We start from the raw sequence: 19,545 nt of genomic DNA on the forward strand, positions 1-19,545 counted from the left end.
TCAACTTTCGGATTTTCACTGAAAAATCCGAACATTCTTGTGTTAAATCAGCATCTCCCTTTTTTATTCTTTCCTGTTCATGCATTGTCTGATAACATTTTATATAAGATACAGTTCTTTTTTATTGATAAAGGATATTTTTGTAGCCCTCTTATCATGAAATAGCTTTTAATTGGTCCGTGATTCTATTATTAAGATAGAGTTGACTGATTCCGTTCAGACAAAAAAATGAGCGGATAAGATAAAAAGATATAACCTACACCCAATAAGAACATAGTAATAATAAATAACAGGAATCATATGATTTTTCCTCTCTATTTTATAGCAAATTTACACTAGGTTGTTTAGGTATAAACGAGTAAATCTGAATGAAAATAGCAATAAAAAAAGACTGTATCTGATGTTGTTGCTGGTTGTCTGGTCAAACAGACGAAAAAGGAAAAGGGAAATGAAAAGTAAACAGGGTTGATCGTTATTAAGGAAGAAGCTGACTGTATAAGTCAAAAAAGAAACGAATCTATGCCCCTCGGATTGCGCTAGGCTAGTTTCTAAAAAAGGAAAGTAGCGTTCATTGATGAAGCAGTGAAGAATCGATAGAGTCGCTGTGCTTTGCATTGAATCAGTAGGGACTGTAACGGGAGTAGCAGTTTTTGCTTGAACCTTGCAACCAGATATTCTTTGATTACACACAGAGTTTAAGCAATTTAGATGCTTTATTTTGTGTCCTTCAGATGAAACAGGAAACTGTATTTACTCAATGATTTCTACAAAAAAAGTGAGACGCTATTCCAATCGAATAGGGCCTCACTTTTTTATTATTTATACAATGGATGTTTTTGCGTAAGTTCTTTCACAGAGCTCTTGACGTCTGCTAAAACTGACTCATTATCATGATTCTTCAATGCTTTGACAATCAGCTTGGCGACTTCTACAGAATCCTCTTCTCTGAACCCTCGCGTAGTAATCGCTGGCGTACCAATACGAATACCACTTGTTTTGAACGGGCTCAACTGTTCAAATGGGATAGAGTTCTTATTAACAGTAATATTTACTGTATCCAAAAGCGCTTCTGCTTCTTTTCCGTTCAATCCAAAGCCAGTGACATCGATCAATAGCAAATGATTATCTGTTGCTCCACTAATCAAACGTGCTTCCGGTGCTTGATTGAACACTTTCGTCATTGCTTTCGCATTTTCTATGACCTGTTCACTGTAATCCTTGAAATCTTGATTTAATGCTTCTTTGAATGCAACTGCTTTACCAGCTATCACATGTTCCAACGGCCCGCCTTGAATTCCCGGGAAGATATTGCTGTTGATTTTTTTCGCCAGCTCTTCGTCATTTGTCAAAATCAAGCCGCCTCGTGGTCCACGTAGCGTTTTATGTGTTGTAGATGTCGTAATATCCGCGAATGGCACTGGATTTGGATGCAGACCAGCTGCCACCAAACCAGCAATATGAGCCATATCCACCATTAATTTTGCTCCGATTTCATCCGCAATTTCACGGAACTTTTCAAAATCAATCGTCCGTGAATAGGCACTTGCTCCGGCAACAATCAGTTTTGGTTGATGCTCTCTTGCTAGAATACGTACGACATTATAGTCGATTACTTCCGTTACAGGATCTACTCCGTAACTGACAAAATTGTAGGTCTTTCCACTAAAGTTTACTGGCGAACCGTGTGTCAGATGTCCCCCAGCAGATAAATCCATCCCCATGACTGTATCTCCCGGTTCGATTAAGGACAAGTATGCCGCTGTATTCGCCTGTGAGCCTGAATGCGGCTGAACATTGGCAAATGCTGCACCAAACAATTCCTTCGCACGATCGATTGCTAAATTCTCAACGATATCGACATATTCACAACCGCCATAATAACGTCGACCAGGATATCCTTCTGCGTATTTATTCGTCAAGATACTTCCCTGAGCAGCCATGACTCCTTCAGAGACAACATTTTCCGAAGCGATCAGCTCCAGATTATTTTCCTGACGCTCTTTTTCTTTTCCAATTGCTTCCCAAACCTCTGGATCAAATTCTTGATAATTCATAGTTGACAACACCTCATTTAATTTCTTGTTTCGATTGTATCATAATTCATACCGCTCTACTTGAAAAAGCGATCAGTTTTTGAAAATTTTTTGATTCGCCGCTTTTTTCAGACGATTCATATAAGCTTCTCCTAATCCGGTTTCGGGAAAAGCTGGCGCAAAAACGACATCTATATCCATTTTATCCAACGCTCGAAGACCTGAGAAAAGATATCTAGCTGCTTGCTCAACGGTATTCTTACCAAAAGAATAGCATTCGACCCGTTGCTCCTCTCCAAAAAGAGACACGATATCCTCTCCGGCAAACAAGCCAACTCTCTTCTTCTGACTTGTAGCCCATTCCACCGCATTATGCCACTCCTCCGGTTCATTCCGTACAATCCATACGGGAACATCGGGAGAATAATGCTTGTATTTCATTCCCGGAGCCTTAGGCGCTTCCTTTTCACTGAGTAAATGCTGATCGATCGCCACAGCCCCAATCACCTTAGTTAAGGCTTCTTTAGTGACCGCACCTGGACGTAGGATTGTCGGCCCAGCAAGTGAATCAGTCAAGTCAAGAACCGTCGATTCCACGCCAATCTCTGCTGCACCACCATCGAGAATCCCAGCAATTTTCCCCTGCAAATCATGATACACATGATCAGCAGTTGTTGGACTCGGTTTTCCCGATGTATTTGCACTGGGACCTACCAAAGGAACACCTGCTTCTTTAATCAGCTCCAAGGTCAATGGATTATTTGGCATTCGAAAGGCAACCGTAGTGAGGCCGCCTGTAACAGCCGACGAAAAAGTCCCCTTCTTCATTGGCACGATCAAGGTCAATGGTCCCGGCCAAAAATGCTGAATCAAACGATCCGCTGCTTCTGGGAGCTCTTCAACGTACTTCTGCATCATCTCTTTACTGCTCACATGAACGATCAATGGATTATCGCTCGGTCGCCCTTTTACTTCATAAACCTGTTTGACTGCTGCTTCTGAGAGGGCATTTGCTCCCAGTCCATAGACCGTTTCTGTAGGAAAAGAGACCAGCTGACCTTGCCTCAAACAAGCCGCTGCTTCTTTGATATCCTTCGCTGTAAATCGTTTTGTCTCCATCTTTCTTCCGCCCTTTCTCATTACTGCTAATCAGCGACGACCATGCGATCATTACCGAAAAGATCCTGCTCGATTCTTACTTTTTTCTCAGGGAAAGCTGCCTCGATCAACGTCTTCACTGCTGCTCCCTGCTGAAAACCAATTTCAAAATATATTTTCCCTTTGGGAGTTAGGCAACGCTTCGCTTCTTCGATTAGCTGTTCATAAATTGCCAACCCTTGCTTTTCAGCAAACAGCGCCATATACGGTTCATATTTTTTCACACTTTCATCCATCAATGCCCACTCATCAGCACTGATATACGGAGGATTAGAGATTAAGATATCAATCGATTGGTCCAGCACTGGAGATAGCCCATTTCCTAAAAAGAATGAAATTTCCGCATGTAAATTTTTTGCATTTTTCTCAGCAACTCGCAACGCACCTTCCGATAGCTCCACTGCCAATACTTGCCATTTCGGATTTGCTAGCTTCAAGCTGATCGCGATCGCACCGGTTCCCGTACCGACATCGACAACGGTCAATGTTTCCTGAGTATTTTCTGTTAGGCAATGCTCGACTAGCTCTTCAGTTTCCGGTCGAGGAATCAGTGTCTCTTGACTGACCATAAAGCGATGCCCGTAAAAATCACTATAGCCTAATAAATACTGAGGCGGTTTATCCTCCATCAGCTTCTCCAAATCAGCAGCTATCTGTTGCTGATCTTCCTGAGACGCTTCATCCTTCATATGCAAAAGCCAGTCTGTCTTAGACCAGTTTTTCCTTTCCAGAAAAAGATAGTGGATCGCATACCCTTCTTTTCCGTTTTCCTCTAAAAAAGAAGAAGCCCGTTTCAGGACTTCAAAATAATTTTTACCCATTCTGCATCTCTTCCAGCTTCGATGTTTGATCATAAAGAACCAAGGCATCAATGATTTCATCCAGCTTTCCAGCAAGAATCTGATCCAGCTTTTGAATCGTCAGACCGATACGATGATCTGTCACACGGTTTTGCGGGAAATTATAGGTACGGATACGCTCCGAACGATCACCTGTTCCTACCGCAGATTTACGATTGGCATCATATTCACTTTGCGCTTCCTGTTGAATGATGTCATACACTCTGGCACGCAGGACCTTCATTGCTTTGTCTCGGTTTTTCAGCTGTGAACGTTCATCCTGCATCGCAACTACAACACCTGTTGGAATGTGCGTTAGACGTACCGCAGAAGCTGTCTTATTGACGTGCTGTCCACCCGCTCCACTAGCATGGTAAATATCTGTACGGATATCCTTATCGGCAATATCGATCTCTACTTCTTCAGCTTCCGGCATCACAACAACAGTCGCTGTCGATGTATGGATTCTCCCCTGTGACTCAGTAGATGGGACACGCTGTACGCGATGCGCACCACTTTCATATTTTAATTTAGAAAAAACATTGTCCCCACTGATCATCATGATTACTTCTTTATATCCACCGATACCCGTGATATTTGCTTCCAATACCTCTGCTCGCCAGCCCTGTGCTTCTGCATACTTTTGATACATATTGAATAAATCTCCAGCAAATAATGCAGCCTCATCGCCACCGGCAGCTCCACGGATTTCCATAATGATATTCTTATCGTCATTTGGATCTTTCGGAAGCAGTAAAATTTTAATTTTTTCTTCCAATACTTCTTTTTCTTTTTTCAGTTCATATAATTCTTCTTTAGCCATTTCTGCCATGTCAGCATCAAGATTCTCTCCTAACATCTCCTCGGCCTCTTTGATGCCATCAATGACCTGTTTATAGCGACGATAAGTCTCTACCGTTTCTCTTGAATTGGCTTCTTCCTTTGATAGCTGCATGAAACGCTTCGTATCAGTGATCACTTCCGGATCGCTCAATAGCTCTCCTAATTCTTCATAGCGATCTTCGATTGATTGTAACTGATCGTACATAATTTCTAACTCCTCTTCTCTGTTGTGGAAACTGCCCAAGTTATTGTCCAGTTTCTCTATTTTAGTGGTCCGATGTCCAGTTCCCTAGTTTACTTGGTCAAAGAGAAATGGCGCTCCTCTTCTCTATTGTGGAAACTGTTCAAGTCATTGTCCAGTTTCTTTATTTTGGTGGTCCGATGTCCAGTTCCCTAGTTTACTTGGTTAAAGGGAAATGGCGCTCCTCTTCTCTGTTGTGGAAACTGCCCAAGTCATTGTCCAGTTTCTTTATTTTGGTGGTCCGATAGCTATTACTTCTAGAGGTTCCTACACTAGAGTAATAGTTCTCCTTTTCTTTGTTGTGGAAACTGCCCAAGTCATTGTCCAGTTTCTTCATTTTGGTGGTCCGATAGCTATTACTTCTAGAGGTTCCTACACTAGAGTAATAGTCCTCCTCTTCTCTATTGTGGAAACTGTTCAAATTATTGTTCAGTTTCTTTATTTTGGTGGTCCGATAGCTATTACTTCTAGAGGTTCCTACACTAGAGTAATAGTCCTCCTCTTCTCTGTTGTGGAAACTGTTCAAATTATTGTTCAGTTTCCATATCATTCCATTGAATGTCGTTTTTTTTCGTCGTTATTCTGAGCCCTCTGGATGGAAATAGTGTTTTCTGCACACTGGATAGTAGGCTTCATTTCCGCCAATTTGAACTTGATCGCCCTCGTAAACGGGTTGACCATCTATATAATGAAGGTTCATTATTGCTTTTTTATGACAGAACCAGCAGATTGTTTTCAACTCTTCGATTTTATCTGCATAAAGCAGTAGGTACTTAGAGCCTTCAAATAATTCATTTCGAAAATCATTTTTCAAACCAAAAGCCATAACTGGAATATTCAAGTCGTCTACGACCCTAGCAAACTCGATGACATGATGCTTACTCAAAAATTGCGATTCATCAACAAGTATACAGTAAGGCTGAACATCTAACGCTTTGACCAACTCATAGACATTTGTCTCTTCAAAAATGGGGGTGGCTTCCCGTTTCAATCCAATTCGACTGGATACCATTCCGATACCATCTCGTGTATCAAGACCACTAGTCATCAAAACAACAGGCTTATCCTGTTCTTCATAGTTATGTGCAACTTTCAAAATCTCAATTGTTTTTCCACTATTCATTGCGCCGTATTTAAAAAATAGTTGTGCCATCTCTCACTGTCACCTTTCATTTCGTTCCTTTCGTATTTTACTATATTTCCGAAGGTTTTTACAGTAGTAAATTCAATGCGCATGTATTCGTTGGATTCTTTTTAAGAAAATTTTCTATACTTATTCATTTTTCAAGAGAAAAAAGAGGAAACTTTCACCTATTCATCAGTGAAAATTTCTCCTCCCTCATCCTATATCTTTACTTTAGCCTTCATCCATTTCAAAATCAAACAATCCTTTGTTTTTCACACCCACAGAATACTCCAACGCGTAAACCGACCTTCCTTGTGACATTGCTTCGCTTATATTCTTTAGCTCTTTCTCTGCATCTGCTCTGTCTTTGTACCACCCTAATGCTACTGAACTGTCACCCCAAAAACTGTGCCCATCTATCCCCATCAGTAAAACCTCGGGATGATACGCTTTTTTCCCTACTACAGGAGACAAAGTAAACTTATAAAATGAAGACATCTTCCCGTCAATTTTACTAATGATCGTAATTTTCTCTTTTCCTTCATTCTTAGTCGACTCCGTTGTTGCTTTTTCTGTCCTGTTATCTAATAAATAATCTGTTGACACCTCAAAGTATTTTGATAATTGCACCAGCTTTTCAAAATCCGGTTGCGATGTGCCATTTTCATATCGAGAAATGGATTGTCTGGAAACATCCAATAGCTCTGATAATTCTTCTTGTGATATCCCTTTTTTTACTCGCAGCTCTTTTAACTTTTCACCAAACATTTTTTTCCTCCGTAGTTTCTTACTTCTAACTATTATAGTAGAGAATCTTTGTAACAGTTACAATGGCTGATTAGTTGCACCTGCGCACATCTTTGTTGCATATCCATAGAATAAGGTATTTCCACATATTTTTCTGTTTTTCTTTTGGTAATTATGTTGTTGTTTAAGAAACAGCATTCAGCTTGCATTACGGACATTCGCTTGAAAAAAATAGTGCGGTATCTCTTTTCTTGCCACCATTTTTATTTAAACGAAATAGCTTCCTCCTTTTTATTCTTCCGTCAACGCGTTTTTCTGCTATACTTGTTCTATTGATATTGTAGGAGGCTTACCATGTTTTTCAGTCGTTTTCTCTGGCGTTCTCAGAAAAAGATCCGCCAGTTCATTCAGGAGCATTTTTCTTCGATTCAGATTATTGTCAGTTACTATATTTTGATGACAATTCTGTCGCTGCTTCTGTTCTACCTACCTTTTTTCAGAGTTCCCGAATCAAAGGTATCCTTTTTAGATATGTTTTTTATGGCCGTCAGTACGGTTAGTGTGACCGGCCTGACGACCTTTGATATTCATACTGTGTTTAATGATCGAGGAATCGTCTTACTTGAAGTACTCTTTCAAGTAGGTGGGTTGGGAATCATGATGATTTCAACCGCTTTTATTATCCTGTCAAAACGCAGAATTACTTTAAAGCAACGCCAATTGATCATGACTGATATGAATCAGCCTAAATTAAGTGGAATCGTACGGCTAATACGAATAACCTTCTCCATCTTGTTATGGTTTCAAGTTATTTTCGGCGCCTTTTTCTCTATCTACTTCTACTTTTCCGGCTATTATGACACGTGGAGAGATGCCATTTTCTATGGTTTTTATCAGTCTATCTCGGCTGTTACCAACTCCGGATTTGACGTGACCGGTGATTCAATCATTCCGTTCGCTGATGATTATCTATTTTTGATCATTATGATGTTCTTGATTTTCATTGGAGGGATCGGCTTTCCTGTGTTGATGGAATTTCGTGAATGGCTATTCTTCAAAAAGAAAAAGCGAGGATTGCCTTTCCGATTTTCGCTCTTCAGCAAGATAGCGATGTTGGCTTTCGTTATTCTGTTCATAGGGGGCACTCTGCTGATCTATATGCTGGAACGTAATCATTTATTTGCGGATATGACAGAAGTCAATCGATGGATAACCTCCATGTTCTATTCCATGACCACTAGAAACGCCGGGCTGCAGATCAATCAGCTAAGTGACTTTCAAGTGACTACATTGATTATTTTTTCTATGCTTATGTTCATCGGCTGTAGCCCAAGCTCTGTTGGTGGTGGTGTGCGGACCACAACCATTGCCATTATTGGCTTGTATCTTTACTCCTTTATCAAAAGTGAGGACAACGTAAATATCTTTGGTCGGCGAATCGATGATGACGATGTTCGAAAATCAGTCGTGGTGTTTATGCTTTCTTTATTGATGTGCTTCTTTTCTGTTGTGTTCCTCTCAGCAACAGAGGATCATTCACTGATTGCCATTATCGTCGAGGTCGCGTCTGCCTTTGGAACGACCGGACTTTCTCTCGGAATCACTGATGATTTGAGCAATGTAGGAAAAATCATGATTTCCCTACTGATGTTCATCGGTCGAATCGGTATGCTTTATACCCTAATGCTGTTCATTCCAAAAGAGACACGAGATTTAGGCTACGAATACCCTTCAGAAAAAATTATTATTGGATAGGATCCGTTAAGAAATAGATATTAAAAAATTATAGTCCCGAGCTTGTATGCAACCACTATAAGCTCGGATTTTTTTATATTTTCCTCCCTCTTAATATATTCTTAAGCACCGATCATTCCTACAGCTTCTCTTGTGTCCTACCTGAGCGTTAGAACAGCCTTACTTTCTCCCATTTCTCCTTGAAAATCACACGCATTCGCTCTCGAGTATTCAAAGACAGCCTACTTTGTCACACTTCTTGAATTATGGTATTATAGGTTGAGTTTAGTCCAATCAACCGTTGATTGTTCACTCTAATGATGGAGGAGATATCATGGGCGTTAGAAGTCACCTTGCTATTCTGGCCGGAAAGACCTCACAATGGGTACTGCAAACTTTCTTCAAAGGCGGCAGCAGTTATCCCGGACAGTTGGCATTAAAAATAGACCCTAAAATTTTAGATACATTAGCAAAAGATTATGAGATTGTTGTCGTAACTGGAACAAATGGAAAAACATTGACAACAGCGTTGACAGTAAACATTCTGAAGCAGGAATTCGATCATGTATTAACAAACCCAACAGGTGCAAATATGGCCCAAGGAATTGTTTCTACTTTTCTTTCCGCTAAAGCAAAAAAAGGGCAGAAGAAATTTGCCGTACTTGAGATTGATGAAGCCAGTCTGAGTACAGTTACAAAATATGTAAAACCAAAGCTATTTCTATTTACCAATATTTTTCGAGATCAGATGGATCGCTATGGAGAGATTTACACTACCTATCGAATGATTGTTGAAGGCGCAGCAGCATCACCGGAGGCGCCAATCATCTGTAACGGAGATTCACCCATTTTTAATTCTGTTGAAACAGTAAACCCAAGAAAATATTACGGGTTTAATCATGAGTCAGATCATGAGCAGTTGGCACATTACAACACAGATGGTGTACTTTGTCCGAAATGTCACCATATTTTACACTATAAAATGATTACTTATGCCAATCTGGGTAAGTACTACTGCCCAAATTGTGATTTCAAACGTCCGGAGCTGGATGTTCAGCTGACTGAAATGACAGCTATGGATAATGTCTCTGCTGCATTCGTAATCGATGGTGGAGCATATGATATTGCGGTGGGTGGTATGTACAATGTTTATAATGCCCTTGCCGCGACAGCTGTTGCTGAACATTACGGCGTGTCGAAAGAAAAAATCAAGTCGGGCTTGAGCTACGATGAAAAAGTATTTGGCAGACAGGAAGTTATTCAAATTGGCGATAAACGCTGTACACTTGTACTGGTAAAAAATCCGGTCGGGATAAATCAGGTTATTGATATGATTGGTTTGTCTCCCTACCCGTTTTCTCTCGTTTCCTTACTGAATGCAAATTACGCAGACGGTATTGATGTTAGCTGGATCTGGGACGGAAATCACGAAGCCTTTGCAGATATGGACATCCCAGCAGTTATTGCCGGTGGTGATCGTCATAAAGATATGGCTCTACGCCTGAAGGTTGCTGGTATTTCTGAGGATAAACTGTCAGAAATCGAAAATCTTGAAGAGGTCATTACAGCAATCAAAAATCTGCCTACGGAACATGTCTACATTTTAGCTACATATACAGCTGTTCTACAGTTACGAAAAGCATTAACTACACAAGGCTATATTCAAGGAGGAATGAACGGTGTCTAAAGAATTACGTGTTTGCCACCTTTATGGAAATCTATTGAATACTTACGGTGATAATGGAAACCTGCTGATGCTGAAGTATCTAGCTGAGCAAAACGGGATTACTTTCCATTCTGAAATCGTCAGCATTTATGAGCCTTTTGATCCAACTAAATATGATTTGGTATTTTTCGGTGGCGGTCAGGATTTCGAGCAGCTGATTGTTTCTCAGGATATCCAATCAAAAAAAGAGGCGCTTACCCAGTTTATCGAAGATGATGGCGTTATTTTAGCCATTTGCGGTGGATTTCAGTTGCTAGGGCACTATTATATTGGTGCGGATGGGCAAAAAATCAAAGGGATCAGCGCATTGGATCACTACACACTTAGTCAGGAAAATAGCCGCTATATTGGCGATATTGTTATTCATAATGAAGAATTCAATGAAACCTACTACGGCTTTGAAAACCACAACGGCCGCACATTCCTTGGCGAAGGAGAACGACCACTTGGTAAAGTTCTCGAAGGAAAAGGGAATAACGCTGAAGACGGCTCTGAAGGAGTCATCTATAAAAATGTTTTCGGCTCTTATTTCCACGGACCGATCCTATCCAGAAACGAAAACCTTGGCATGCGCCTGATCAACACCGCATTAGAAAGAAAATACGGAGAAAAAATGCAGACCGAATGCGTTTAACTAGATATTTTTTCTCCTAAAAAAAGCATCTGCCTTATATATTTCTAAGGCAGATGCTTTTGTATTTCTGTAATATCTCGTAACAGATATATCTATGACTAGCAGCAAAACACTGCGTGTGCAAATTCAAAAGCCTACAGCTTAAAACTATGAAATATTGTAAATCTACTATTAATAGAGGCAACTATTATCATTATTCTTTTAGTCGTTCTCTGAATCATTGTCATAAAACGAAAATCGACTAAATAAAAAACAACATTTGATCCCCAGAAACTAAAGGTTCAAATGTTATTTTTGATTACTCAATTATGCTTTTTCACCAGGTTCTGACGCAATAATTGTCATATCCCCTTCCACACGCCATTTTTCGATATCCGTTGGAAGAATGAAGCTATCGCCCTTCTTCAACTCATAGCTATCGTTTTGTGTTGGATTTTCCTTCTCGATCACCAGACTTCCGGCACCTTCAATAACCGTTGCCAGAGTGTATGGTGCACCCTTTTTCAATTTCAATGATCCTTTTACCAACCATTCGTAAACATTGAAAAATTCTGTTTTCAAGTAAGTCACTACTGTAGACTGCCCTTGATTCTGCTGTTGGATCTCCAGAACAGGCGCCTTGGCAGGAACCGTGGTTACATCAATTGATTGCTGTAAATGCAGCTCTCTTGGATTTCCATTATCATCTTTACGGTCATAGTCATACACTCTATAAGTCGTATCGCTGCTTTGTTGCGTTTCTAAAATCATGATTCCCTTACCGATCGCATGGATCGTCCCACTTGGAACATAGAAAAAGTCGCCTTTTTTAACAGGAACTTTAGTTAATAAATCGTCCCATTTTCCTTCATGGATCATTTCAGCCAGCTCTTCACGTGTTTTTGCGTGATGCCCATAAATGATTGATGCACCTGGTTCAGCATCGATAATGTACCAACATTCTGTTTTTCCAAGCTCTCCCTCATGCGCCAGTCCATACGTATCATCCGGATGGACCTGAACAGACAGATCATCCTCAGCATCAAGAATTTTTATTAGTAATGGGAAAACATCCCCCGTTGCATGACCAAATAACTCCCGATGCTCCGTCCAAAGCTCATCGAGCTTCTTACCGGCAAATTCACCATTGATGACAGTCCCTACACCATGAGGATGCGCACTTATCGCCCAATCTTCACCAATCTTATCACTTGGCAAATCGAACCCAAAAACAGAGTGCAGACGGTTTCCTCCCCAAATTTTTTCTTGGAAAACAGGTTTTAAAAACAGTGGTTGATTCATAGTAATTTTTACTCCTCCCGAAACTTGTATTCATTTGACCACTTTCTATGCTTGGCAGCAGCTTCTATCTTTTCCTCAAGATAAAGCTGTATGAGCTGGTCTCTCTTCTCTATATATTCTGCCCGTCTATCTACAGGATGCACCCGGTTAGATAGAAAAATAAATGCTTCTTGTGACAAAATATCCATCAGAATAAACGTTCCGGTATAGCCCGTATGAAACAAATATACAGCTCCATTAACGTCCGTTTTCAAATCCCAGCCAAGAGAGCGGGCATGATTCTTTGCGAAAGAATGATCCTCCAACAGTGAGAGAATTGTTGCCTCCTGCAGAAAACGGTTATCCTTATAAACACCTTTGTTCAAGTACATAGTTACAAATTTCTCAAGATCTGTCAAGTTGGTAAATAATCCGGCATTTCCTGCATGCTCAGCCAATACAAAGGCTTTTGGATCGTGTGTCTGCCCCCTGATCAGCCCTCTACGCGGATGCAGCTCTGTCGGAACAGTCTGTAATGGATCATCCGGCAGAAAACAGCTATTTGTCATTTCAAGAGGCTGTAATACACGCTCTTCAAATAGCTCAACAGCTGTCTTCTGTAATACTTTTTCCAACATCAAACCTAATAGAATCGTTCCAGTATCCGTGTATTTTGATTCGAACCCCAGCTTATTACCTGCCTCTACTTGGTGATATGCATGGATCAATTCTTTCTGAGACAGGGCATCTCTATTCTCAATATAGGTACTGATGTCTCCTGTATGTGTCAATAAATGACGGATTGTGATCGTCGCGTCTTGAAATGCGGGATAATACTCTTTAAGCGGAGTATCTAATTGTAGTTGTCCCTCTTCCACCAACTGAAGAACAACCGTCGTTGTACAGATCACCTTCGTTAATGAAGCAACATCAAACATGTGCTTTTCTGTCAATGGCTCATTTTGAGGAACAACTTGTGCAAATCCTTTTAGTTGAGTCTCATGCTTCCCTTTTTTTATAAAAGAGAAGGAAACGCTTGGAAAAACACCTTCGGCTAAGTACTGCTCAATCCGTTTTTTTGTTTTTTCATACATATCATTCGTCCTCAAACTCTGTTTTTTGTAAACCACCATTCGATGCCGTTGATATCGAAAACAGTTAAGATAGATCGCTTATTATCAATGAAAAAATCCTGTTTCTTTTGTTCCAAATGGTACATCAGCTTCTCGATTTCTTCGGTTCCATCTAAGTCAACGACAAAAAAGTTCCAACCGAGATCAGCTCGTTGGCCCAAATGTTCTTTTTCCAATAATTGAAAAACAACATCCTGGTCTCCTAATCTCAACGTGGTATCATCCATGCTCGCTAAGCCTAAAACTTTTTCATAAAATTCCTTGCTTGATTGCACATCCAACGTGTTCAGGCTAATTCGAAAAACATTTCCATCATCTTTTTGAAGTGCTTCTGCTTCCTGAAGGTCATCGACAACCGCCTTCTCCGGACTATCCAGCTGATTTTCTTGATAATAGAATTCAATCTCGTTTTCTTCTGGGTCTACAACAATTATTTTTTCCGTACCCTCTTCAGTTTTTTTCCTTTGAATTGGATAGCCATGCTCATTGAAACGTCTAACAAGATCCAACCATTCCACTTCAGAAGGCAAGCAGACAGAAAAGTGAACTGCTGCATGACTGAATGTCTCTCCTTCTTCCAAAATCAACGCCTGAGTCTTCTCTTTATTCGCACTAAAAATGGACAACCCGTTCTCTTCGCTTTTTAGTGTTAAACCAACCATATTTTTATAAAAATCAACCATTTTATCATTATCCTTGATTCTAAATGAAATAGTCTTCAAAGAAGCGTTGTCTGCCAATTTAAACCCCAACATACGCCCTCCTCCTTTCACTCTGATATTCTATTCTATTGTATCACTTGTACCAAAATCAGCAACTAATATAGTCCAACCGAGTATGCTTTTCTTCAACTAGACCAATTGAGTCCATCACCAAAAATGACATACGCTTCTCTCATCAAATAAATCAACTATAGTGACTTTCTCATTGTATTTGCATAACAAAGAAGACAAAACAGAACCCAATTCCCTCTGTTTCGTCCTCGTTTAATAGAATGAGCAGCTCATTCATCCAGCTTTACTTGGCCGTTCCTGTACAGAATAAGCTTAACGACCAACTAAGAAAGCTGCTTTAATCGCTTCACATCAACCTCTCGAAAATCATGGATGATTTCATCAGCCGCTGTCAAATCCTGCGCAGGATAGACTGGGTTTTCAAAACCAATGCAATACATTTCAGCTGCCTTGGCGGCACGACTGCCATTCTTTGTATCCTCAAATACCAATGCATCTTCGGGTGATACCTTCAGAAGCTCAGCTGCCTTTAGAAAAACATCTGGTGCCGGCTTGGAATGAGCGACTTCCTCCCCACTGACAAGAATATCAAAATATTTTTTTATCCCTAAGGCACTCATCGCCCGTTCAATCTCTGCCTTTGGAGAAGACGAGGCTACAGCTAGTTTAAATCCTGCCTCTGATAGTTTTTTTACAACTTCTTTAACATGTGGAATTTCTTTTATCCCATCTCTTTCGATCATCTCTTCTCTTCGTGCATTCATCTCTTGAATGTACGCATCTACTGACAAAGGTAGTCCCAGTTCCTCTTTCATTTTCGTCCACATGAACTCAAAGGTTGTTCCCATAAATTGATATTGGTAGCTAATATCCTTTTCAAAACCAGCATCTTTCAAAAGCGCTGTTTTCGACTCTAAAAAAGTATACTCCGAATCGACTAATACACCGTCCATATCAAAAATCACTGCTTGCTTCATTCTCCCAATCCTTTCATTATTAACTCTTTCAGATTTTTCTCTCTCTCTTAAATTTTGACCTATTGATGACTAAAAGTAAATGGACGATGTGTAAAAATTATCATTTACTTTTCTTTCTCCATAACAAACACCAGTTTGTGAGGCCTATTGCTTCAGTACGTAAAGAGAAAAAGAAGTGAGCAACAGTCAGAACAACTGCTCACTTCTATTTTCATAATGGTCAATGATTGCTTTCAACTCTGTGACTGTTGCCTGTATTTCTCGGTCCCCATCAATAATATGGACATTGGAATATTTCTGAAGCTGTTGCTTGATTTCCATATCCTTTTCATAGATCGCACTTCGTTTCTGTATGGATTCCATAGATTCACTGCGCTTTTTTAAACGCTTCAAAATATTTTCCTTGGAGACATCTAAGAATATTGGAATAACCTGTTCTCCGAATTCCGCACGTATTGCTTCGAATCCCTTTAAGGTCAATACATTATATACACTATGTTTCGTCACTTTTTCCATGACCTCTGCTCGACCAACACCATAGTAGTTATCGTCATATAAGTCATATTCTATTAGCTTCTTCTCTTGAATTAGCTGTTCAAATTGTTCTCGACTGATAAAATAATAATCAACACCATTTTTTTCATTCCAACGTTTCTTTCTGGTTGTAAAAGAAACCAGCTTCTCCTCCCTCGGAAAGGCCAGCTCTGTAATCTTTGTCTTGCCTGAACCACTTGCCCCCATAATAATAAATATTGGATAAACACGCTCTGCCCCAGTCATCCTGTTCCCTCCTTAACACCTGATTCTCATATTACTAGTATGCTTAGCAAGAAGATTCGTTCTGATAAATTTTCTTAATCATAGCATTTTTTTCAGTTTCCTAACACTATTTTTATCGACAGAAATCCTCTATTTTATATGTCTATTTTATTATCAGGCAAATAAATTGATTCTCTTACTTTTTATTAGTAAAATAGTATTGTTTCACTCTACATTCTTGTAGAAAACCACTCAAAATCAAGCTTCCTCTGTCAGTTCTTGAATAGACTGTTAGAAGGAGGACTTCGAATTGGATAGGAAAAGGAGAATATACATGTCAAAATTATTAGTTGTTAAAGCACACCCACTTACAAAAGAGGAGTCACGTTCTGTACGCGCTCTGGATTCATTCTTGGAAGGATACAAAGAAACGCATGCAGATGATCAAATCGATATCCTTGATGTTTATACGGAATCAATTCCTGAAATCGACGAAGAATTACTTTCAGGCTGGAATGCGCTACGTGCCGGTGCAGAGTTCACAAGCCTAAATACTTCCCAACAAGAAAAAATCTCAAAATTCAATGATCTTACAGAACAGTTCTTAGGATCAGATAAAGTAGTTATCGCTAATGCACTGTGGAATTTGAATGTACCTACACGCCTTAAAGCTTGGATCGATACAATCAATGTGGCAGGTAAAACATTTAAGTACACAGAAGAAGGCCCTCAAGGTATGGCTGGCGATAAAACAGTTCTTCATATCCAATCCAACGGTGGCGTGTATGGCGGAAATGATTTTTCTTCTCAATACGTCAAAGGAATCTTTAACTTTATTGGCGTAAACGATGTTCAGCAATTATTCATTGAAGGAATCGACTACGCGCCAGAACGTGCCGATGAACTGATGGGTGAAGCACTAGAAAAAGCAGCAGCACTTGGTAAAAACTTTTAATTTTACAAAGAGGTTGGGCCAGAAGCGTCAAACTTCAAGCAATAAGATGGAATTCACGAAAATTGCTTCAACAAATTTTTGCTGAATTTCAGCTTATTGTCGAAGAGCCTTGAAACACAGTGGTTTACCACTGATGCATTCTCGCTTGTGGCTCGTCGCAGTTTAGGGCCTACGAGTGTTGAGCGGACATCGACGCAGCTCGCTGCTAGTAGTTGCTTCTGTCCCACCGTTTATTCGGGTTTAGATACAGAACAAGCGTGGGACTTGAGTTATGTCCCACGCTCTTTTTTTGCTCATGTTTCTATATCACTTTGTTCATCTTCCTCGTAATACAGGGTAGAAACCTCTTTGTACCATTCAAATACATTCTTTATTACAACTTTCACTGCTGCATACACTGGAATTCCAAGAATCACTCCCGTGATCCCAAACAGCTTCCCAGAAGTCAATAACACTAGTAAAATCGTGACAGGATGGACATCCAGCTGACTGCCTAAAACTAAAGGCGACACCACACGGCCTTCGATCGTTTGCTCAATAATGAAAACAATCAGTACCTGAATCAACAGGACAGGACCACCAACAATCCCAAGGAATACGGCTGGAACCATCGCAAGAAACGATCCAAGATAAGGAATTAGATTCAAAAATCCTGCAATAATTCCTAATGTAATCGAATATTCCAGACCAATCACTGAAAATCCAATGATAAACATGATAGCAACCGCAAAGGCTACAGTCAGCTGTCCTCGAATATAGGAAGAGACCTGTTCATTCATTTCAGACAGTACGCTCAGCGTTGGACGACGCATTTTATTTGGTAAAAATTTAATATAAAACGGTGCCAGCTTTTTCCCATCCTTCAACAAATAGAACAAGATAAACGGCATTGTAAAGATCGCTACCACAACAGATGCAACAGCACCGAAGAAGCTTCCAAGCCCCTGTACGGTTGATGTTGATACATTCTTGATGATTTCACCAAGAGAGTTAACTAGCTTTTCACCCATATCCTCAACAGGTTCTCTCAGCTGGCCAAACAATGGGTCACTCAGTATCTCCTGCATTTTGCTGTCGATCGTATCAACATACTTAGGAAAGTTATTCGCGAAGCTCAACACCTGACTGCGAATTTCGGGAACAATCACAACTACACCCCAAACGATTAGAGCAACGACTACTACAAACAATCCGATGATGCTCCACACTCTTGGCACCTTTTTCTTTTCCAAATAGTCAACAATTGGATTTAATAGATAATACAAAATTCCGGACATAATGATTGGCAGACCGACCACACCAACAAATTGCCAAACTGGCGTAAATAAATGAGAAACCTTTGTAAAAAGCAAAAGAATCAACAGAACCAGTAATACGATCAAAAGCGCGGTCACGACTTGATTGTTCAAAAACCAACGCCAGAACCACGAAAGTCTACTTTCCTTTTTCTCTTGTTGCTCTTGAGACATTCAACCACACTCCTTAACTTATATATTCAATAACAGAGCCCACCTTGACTACCGGTACAGTCGCTGGCGATAAATAAATGCCATTCACTACAGCATCTTCTTCAGGCACTTCTGAAAAGACCAATGTAACGTGAGAGATACTGTTTAAATTAGCATTGGCAAAAGATCCCACATGTTCTACTTGATAAACCCTATCATCGATCTTCAATTGATCCCCTGTTTTTATATTTAGTTCTCCTGATCCTTCAAATTTTTGAATGACCGAATACTCTTTCAGACTCTCCGTTGCCCGTTCACCAAAAAGAATAATCATCGGCTCTTTTCCATCAAGAGCGTGTTCGCCAATTTCAGTAACAGTTGCTTTCATCTACTACTTCCTCCTCTAACTAATATCACTCATTTTGCCCGCAGCAAGTATCTATCGATGCGGTATGATGCCATTTCTTAGGGGCTGTGTCTTTTCTGATCCCCATAATAGGCAATTTGTTCTCTTTCTCAAAATCAAAAAAATAGACTACTGAAAAATGCAAATTCTGCCATAATTGTCAGGTATGCTCTAACTAATTTCAGCTTATTCTACTCGGTTTTCATCATTTTTAGAAAGCGAACATTTTTCTTTCTATGGTACTTTTCATTATAACATACAAAGTATTTTCCAAAGAGTAAATCCATCCCAAAACTAGAAGAACTTGAAGTAAAATTAGAGAATCTCTATTTGTTCCAAGCTCTATGTTTCTATTCTTTTTTTCTACAAACAGGCTTTGCACGTAAAACCAAAATAGAAAAAGACTCCAGCATCTTCTAATCGAAAATACCGAAATCTTCTAAAATCTTAACCATTTGAGTGTCAAAAATCATCGTTTTCATCAGCTGAACATCCACGCAAAATCGGAAAGGTTACAAAGCAAGTTGTTTATGCTTGAAATTCATTACCAACAGCGGAAAACAGCATAACCTCTATCCTAGCCAAATCATCAATCAATGATCTCTATTACTTAAGAAAGTCGAGAATATGAGTCCATACGTCTTTATTAAAAACATCCATTGGATTCCCGCCGCCAACCATTCCGTACCCAATCATCGTACCGGTAACGAACAAAATAAGCACCAACGAAATAACTACTAAAATTTTCAACAATGTCACTATTATATAGCGTGTCGAACTCATGTCTAACTA

Annotated in this window: 18 protein-coding genes; 4 read left to right on the forward strand and 14 right to left on the reverse strand. The window is 39.8% G+C overall.

Going from position 1 to position 19,545, the window contains the following annotated elements:
• Positions 1 to 815: 815 nt before the first annotated feature.
• The 6 genes from glyA to A5888_RS06615 all read right to left on the reverse strand — a co-directional run bounded on the left by glyA (position 816) and on the right by A5888_RS06615 (position 7,008).
• Positions 816 to 2,054, reverse strand: a complete 1,239-nt coding sequence (glyA, locus tag A5888_RS06590; protein WP_086350284.1) for a serine hydroxymethyltransferase — start codon at positions 2,052 to 2,054, stop codon at positions 816 to 818.
• Positions 2,055 to 2,126: 72 nt separating this feature from the next.
• The gene (locus A5888_RS06595; RefSeq protein ID WP_086350285.1) at positions 2,127 to 3,152 is read right to left on the reverse strand and encodes an L-threonylcarbamoyladenylate synthase; all 1,026 of its coding nucleotides are present in this window, start codon (positions 3,150 to 3,152) and stop codon (positions 2,127 to 2,129) included.
• 26 nt (positions 3,153 to 3,178) lie between these two features.
• Positions 3,179 to 4,012 (reverse strand): peptide chain release factor N(5)-glutamine methyltransferase, encoded by an 834-nt coding sequence (gene prmC / locus A5888_RS06600; protein ID WP_086350286.1) that lies wholly within the window; start codon positions 4,010 to 4,012, stop codon positions 3,179 to 3,181.
• On the reverse strand, positions 4,005 to 5,078 hold the full coding sequence (gene prfA / locus A5888_RS06605) for a peptide chain release factor 1 (protein WP_086350287.1): 1,074 nt from the start codon (positions 5,076 to 5,078) through the stop codon (positions 4,005 to 4,007). Before prfA ends, prmC begins: the two co-directional genes overlap by 8 nt.
• Positions 5,079 to 5,691: 613 nt before the next feature.
• Positions 5,692 to 6,267 carry a thymidine kinase gene (locus tag A5888_RS06610; protein WP_086350288.1) on the reverse strand — a complete coding sequence of 192 codons (576 nt, stop codon included), beginning with the start codon at positions 6,265 to 6,267 and terminating at the stop codon, positions 5,692 to 5,694.
• Between the two features lie 204 nt (positions 6,268 to 6,471).
• The gene (locus tag A5888_RS06615; protein WP_086350289.1) at positions 6,472 to 7,008 is read right to left on the reverse strand and encodes a helix-turn-helix domain-containing protein; all 537 of its coding nucleotides are present in this window, start codon (positions 7,006 to 7,008) and stop codon (positions 6,472 to 6,474) included.
• 333 nt (positions 7,009 to 7,341) lie between these two features.
• Here A5888_RS06615 and A5888_RS06620 point away from each other — a divergent pair, with 333 nt between their 5' ends.
• The 3 genes from A5888_RS06620 (at position 7,342) to A5888_RS06630 (ending at position 11,081) form a co-directional block, all read left to right on the forward strand.
• Entirely contained in the window at positions 7,342 to 8,742 is a 1,401-nt protein-coding gene (locus A5888_RS06620; protein ID WP_086350290.1) for a TrkH family potassium uptake protein, read from the forward strand.
• 313 nt (positions 8,743 to 9,055) lie between these two features.
• Positions 9,056 to 10,408 carry a Mur ligase family protein gene (locus A5888_RS06625; protein ID WP_086350291.1) on the forward strand — a complete coding sequence of 451 codons (1,353 nt, stop codon included), beginning with the start codon at positions 9,056 to 9,058 and terminating at the stop codon, positions 10,406 to 10,408.
• A complete protein-coding gene (locus A5888_RS06630) occupies positions 10,401 to 11,081 on the forward strand; it encodes a type 1 glutamine amidotransferase (protein WP_086350292.1) in 681 nt (226 codons plus the stop codon). Before A5888_RS06625 ends, A5888_RS06630 begins: the two co-directional genes overlap by 8 nt.
• A gap of 306 nt (positions 11,082 to 11,387) precedes the next feature.
• Here the strand turns inward: A5888_RS06630 and manA are convergent, their stop codons facing one another.
• The 5 genes from manA to A5888_RS06655 all read right to left on the reverse strand — a co-directional run bounded on the left by manA (position 11,388) and on the right by A5888_RS06655 (position 15,965).
• Complete coding sequence (gene manA / locus A5888_RS06635) at positions 11,388 to 12,362, reverse strand: mannose-6-phosphate isomerase, class I (protein WP_086350293.1); 975 nt, start codon at positions 12,360 to 12,362, stop codon at positions 11,388 to 11,390.
• A gap of 8 nt (positions 12,363 to 12,370) precedes the next feature.
• Complete coding sequence (locus tag A5888_RS06640; RefSeq protein WP_086350294.1) at positions 12,371 to 13,435, reverse strand: serine hydrolase domain-containing protein; 1,065 nt, start codon at positions 13,433 to 13,435, stop codon at positions 12,371 to 12,373.
• Between the two features lie 11 nt (positions 13,436 to 13,446).
• Entirely contained in the window at positions 13,447 to 14,229 is a 783-nt protein-coding gene (locus A5888_RS06645; protein WP_339102009.1) for a VOC family protein, read from the reverse strand.
• A 302-nt stretch (positions 14,230 to 14,531) separates the two neighbouring features.
• Positions 14,532 to 15,185 (reverse strand): HAD family hydrolase, encoded by a 654-nt coding sequence (locus tag A5888_RS06650; RefSeq protein WP_086350296.1) that lies wholly within the window; start codon positions 15,183 to 15,185, stop codon positions 14,532 to 14,534.
• A gap of 186 nt (positions 15,186 to 15,371) precedes the next feature.
• Complete coding sequence (locus A5888_RS06655) at positions 15,372 to 15,965, reverse strand: guanylate kinase (protein WP_086350297.1); 594 nt, start codon at positions 15,963 to 15,965, stop codon at positions 15,372 to 15,374.
• A 313-nt stretch (positions 15,966 to 16,278) separates the two neighbouring features.
• Between A5888_RS06655 and A5888_RS06660 the strand changes: the two genes are divergently transcribed.
• Positions 16,279 to 16,899, forward strand: coding sequence for an FMN-dependent NADH-azoreductase (locus A5888_RS06660; protein WP_086350298.1), 621 nt, complete (start codon positions 16,279 to 16,281; stop codon positions 16,897 to 16,899).
• Between the two features lie 293 nt (positions 16,900 to 17,192).
• Here the strand turns inward: A5888_RS06660 and A5888_RS06665 are convergent, their stop codons facing one another.
• From A5888_RS06665 to A5888_RS06675, 3 genes are all read right to left on the reverse strand, one after another.
• Positions 17,193 to 18,368, reverse strand: a complete 1,176-nt coding sequence (locus A5888_RS06665; protein ID WP_086350299.1) for an AI-2E family transporter — start codon at positions 18,366 to 18,368, stop codon at positions 17,193 to 17,195.
• 13 nt (positions 18,369 to 18,381) lie between these two features.
• Complete coding sequence (locus A5888_RS06670) at positions 18,382 to 18,735, reverse strand: PTS glucitol/sorbitol transporter subunit IIA (protein WP_086350300.1); 354 nt, start codon at positions 18,733 to 18,735, stop codon at positions 18,382 to 18,384.
• Between the two features lie 624 nt (positions 18,736 to 19,359).
• Complete coding sequence (locus A5888_RS06675; RefSeq protein WP_086350301.1) at positions 19,360 to 19,536, reverse strand: DNA-directed RNA polymerase subunit beta; 177 nt, start codon at positions 19,534 to 19,536, stop codon at positions 19,360 to 19,362.
• Positions 19,537 to 19,545 lie beyond the last annotated feature (9 nt).

The sequence above is a fragment of the Enterococcus sp. 9E7_DIV0242 genome, assembly GCF_002140975.2.
In the GTDB taxonomy this organism is placed as follows: Bacteria; Bacillota; Bacilli; order Lactobacillales; family Enterococcaceae; genus Enterococcus_L; species Enterococcus_L clewellii.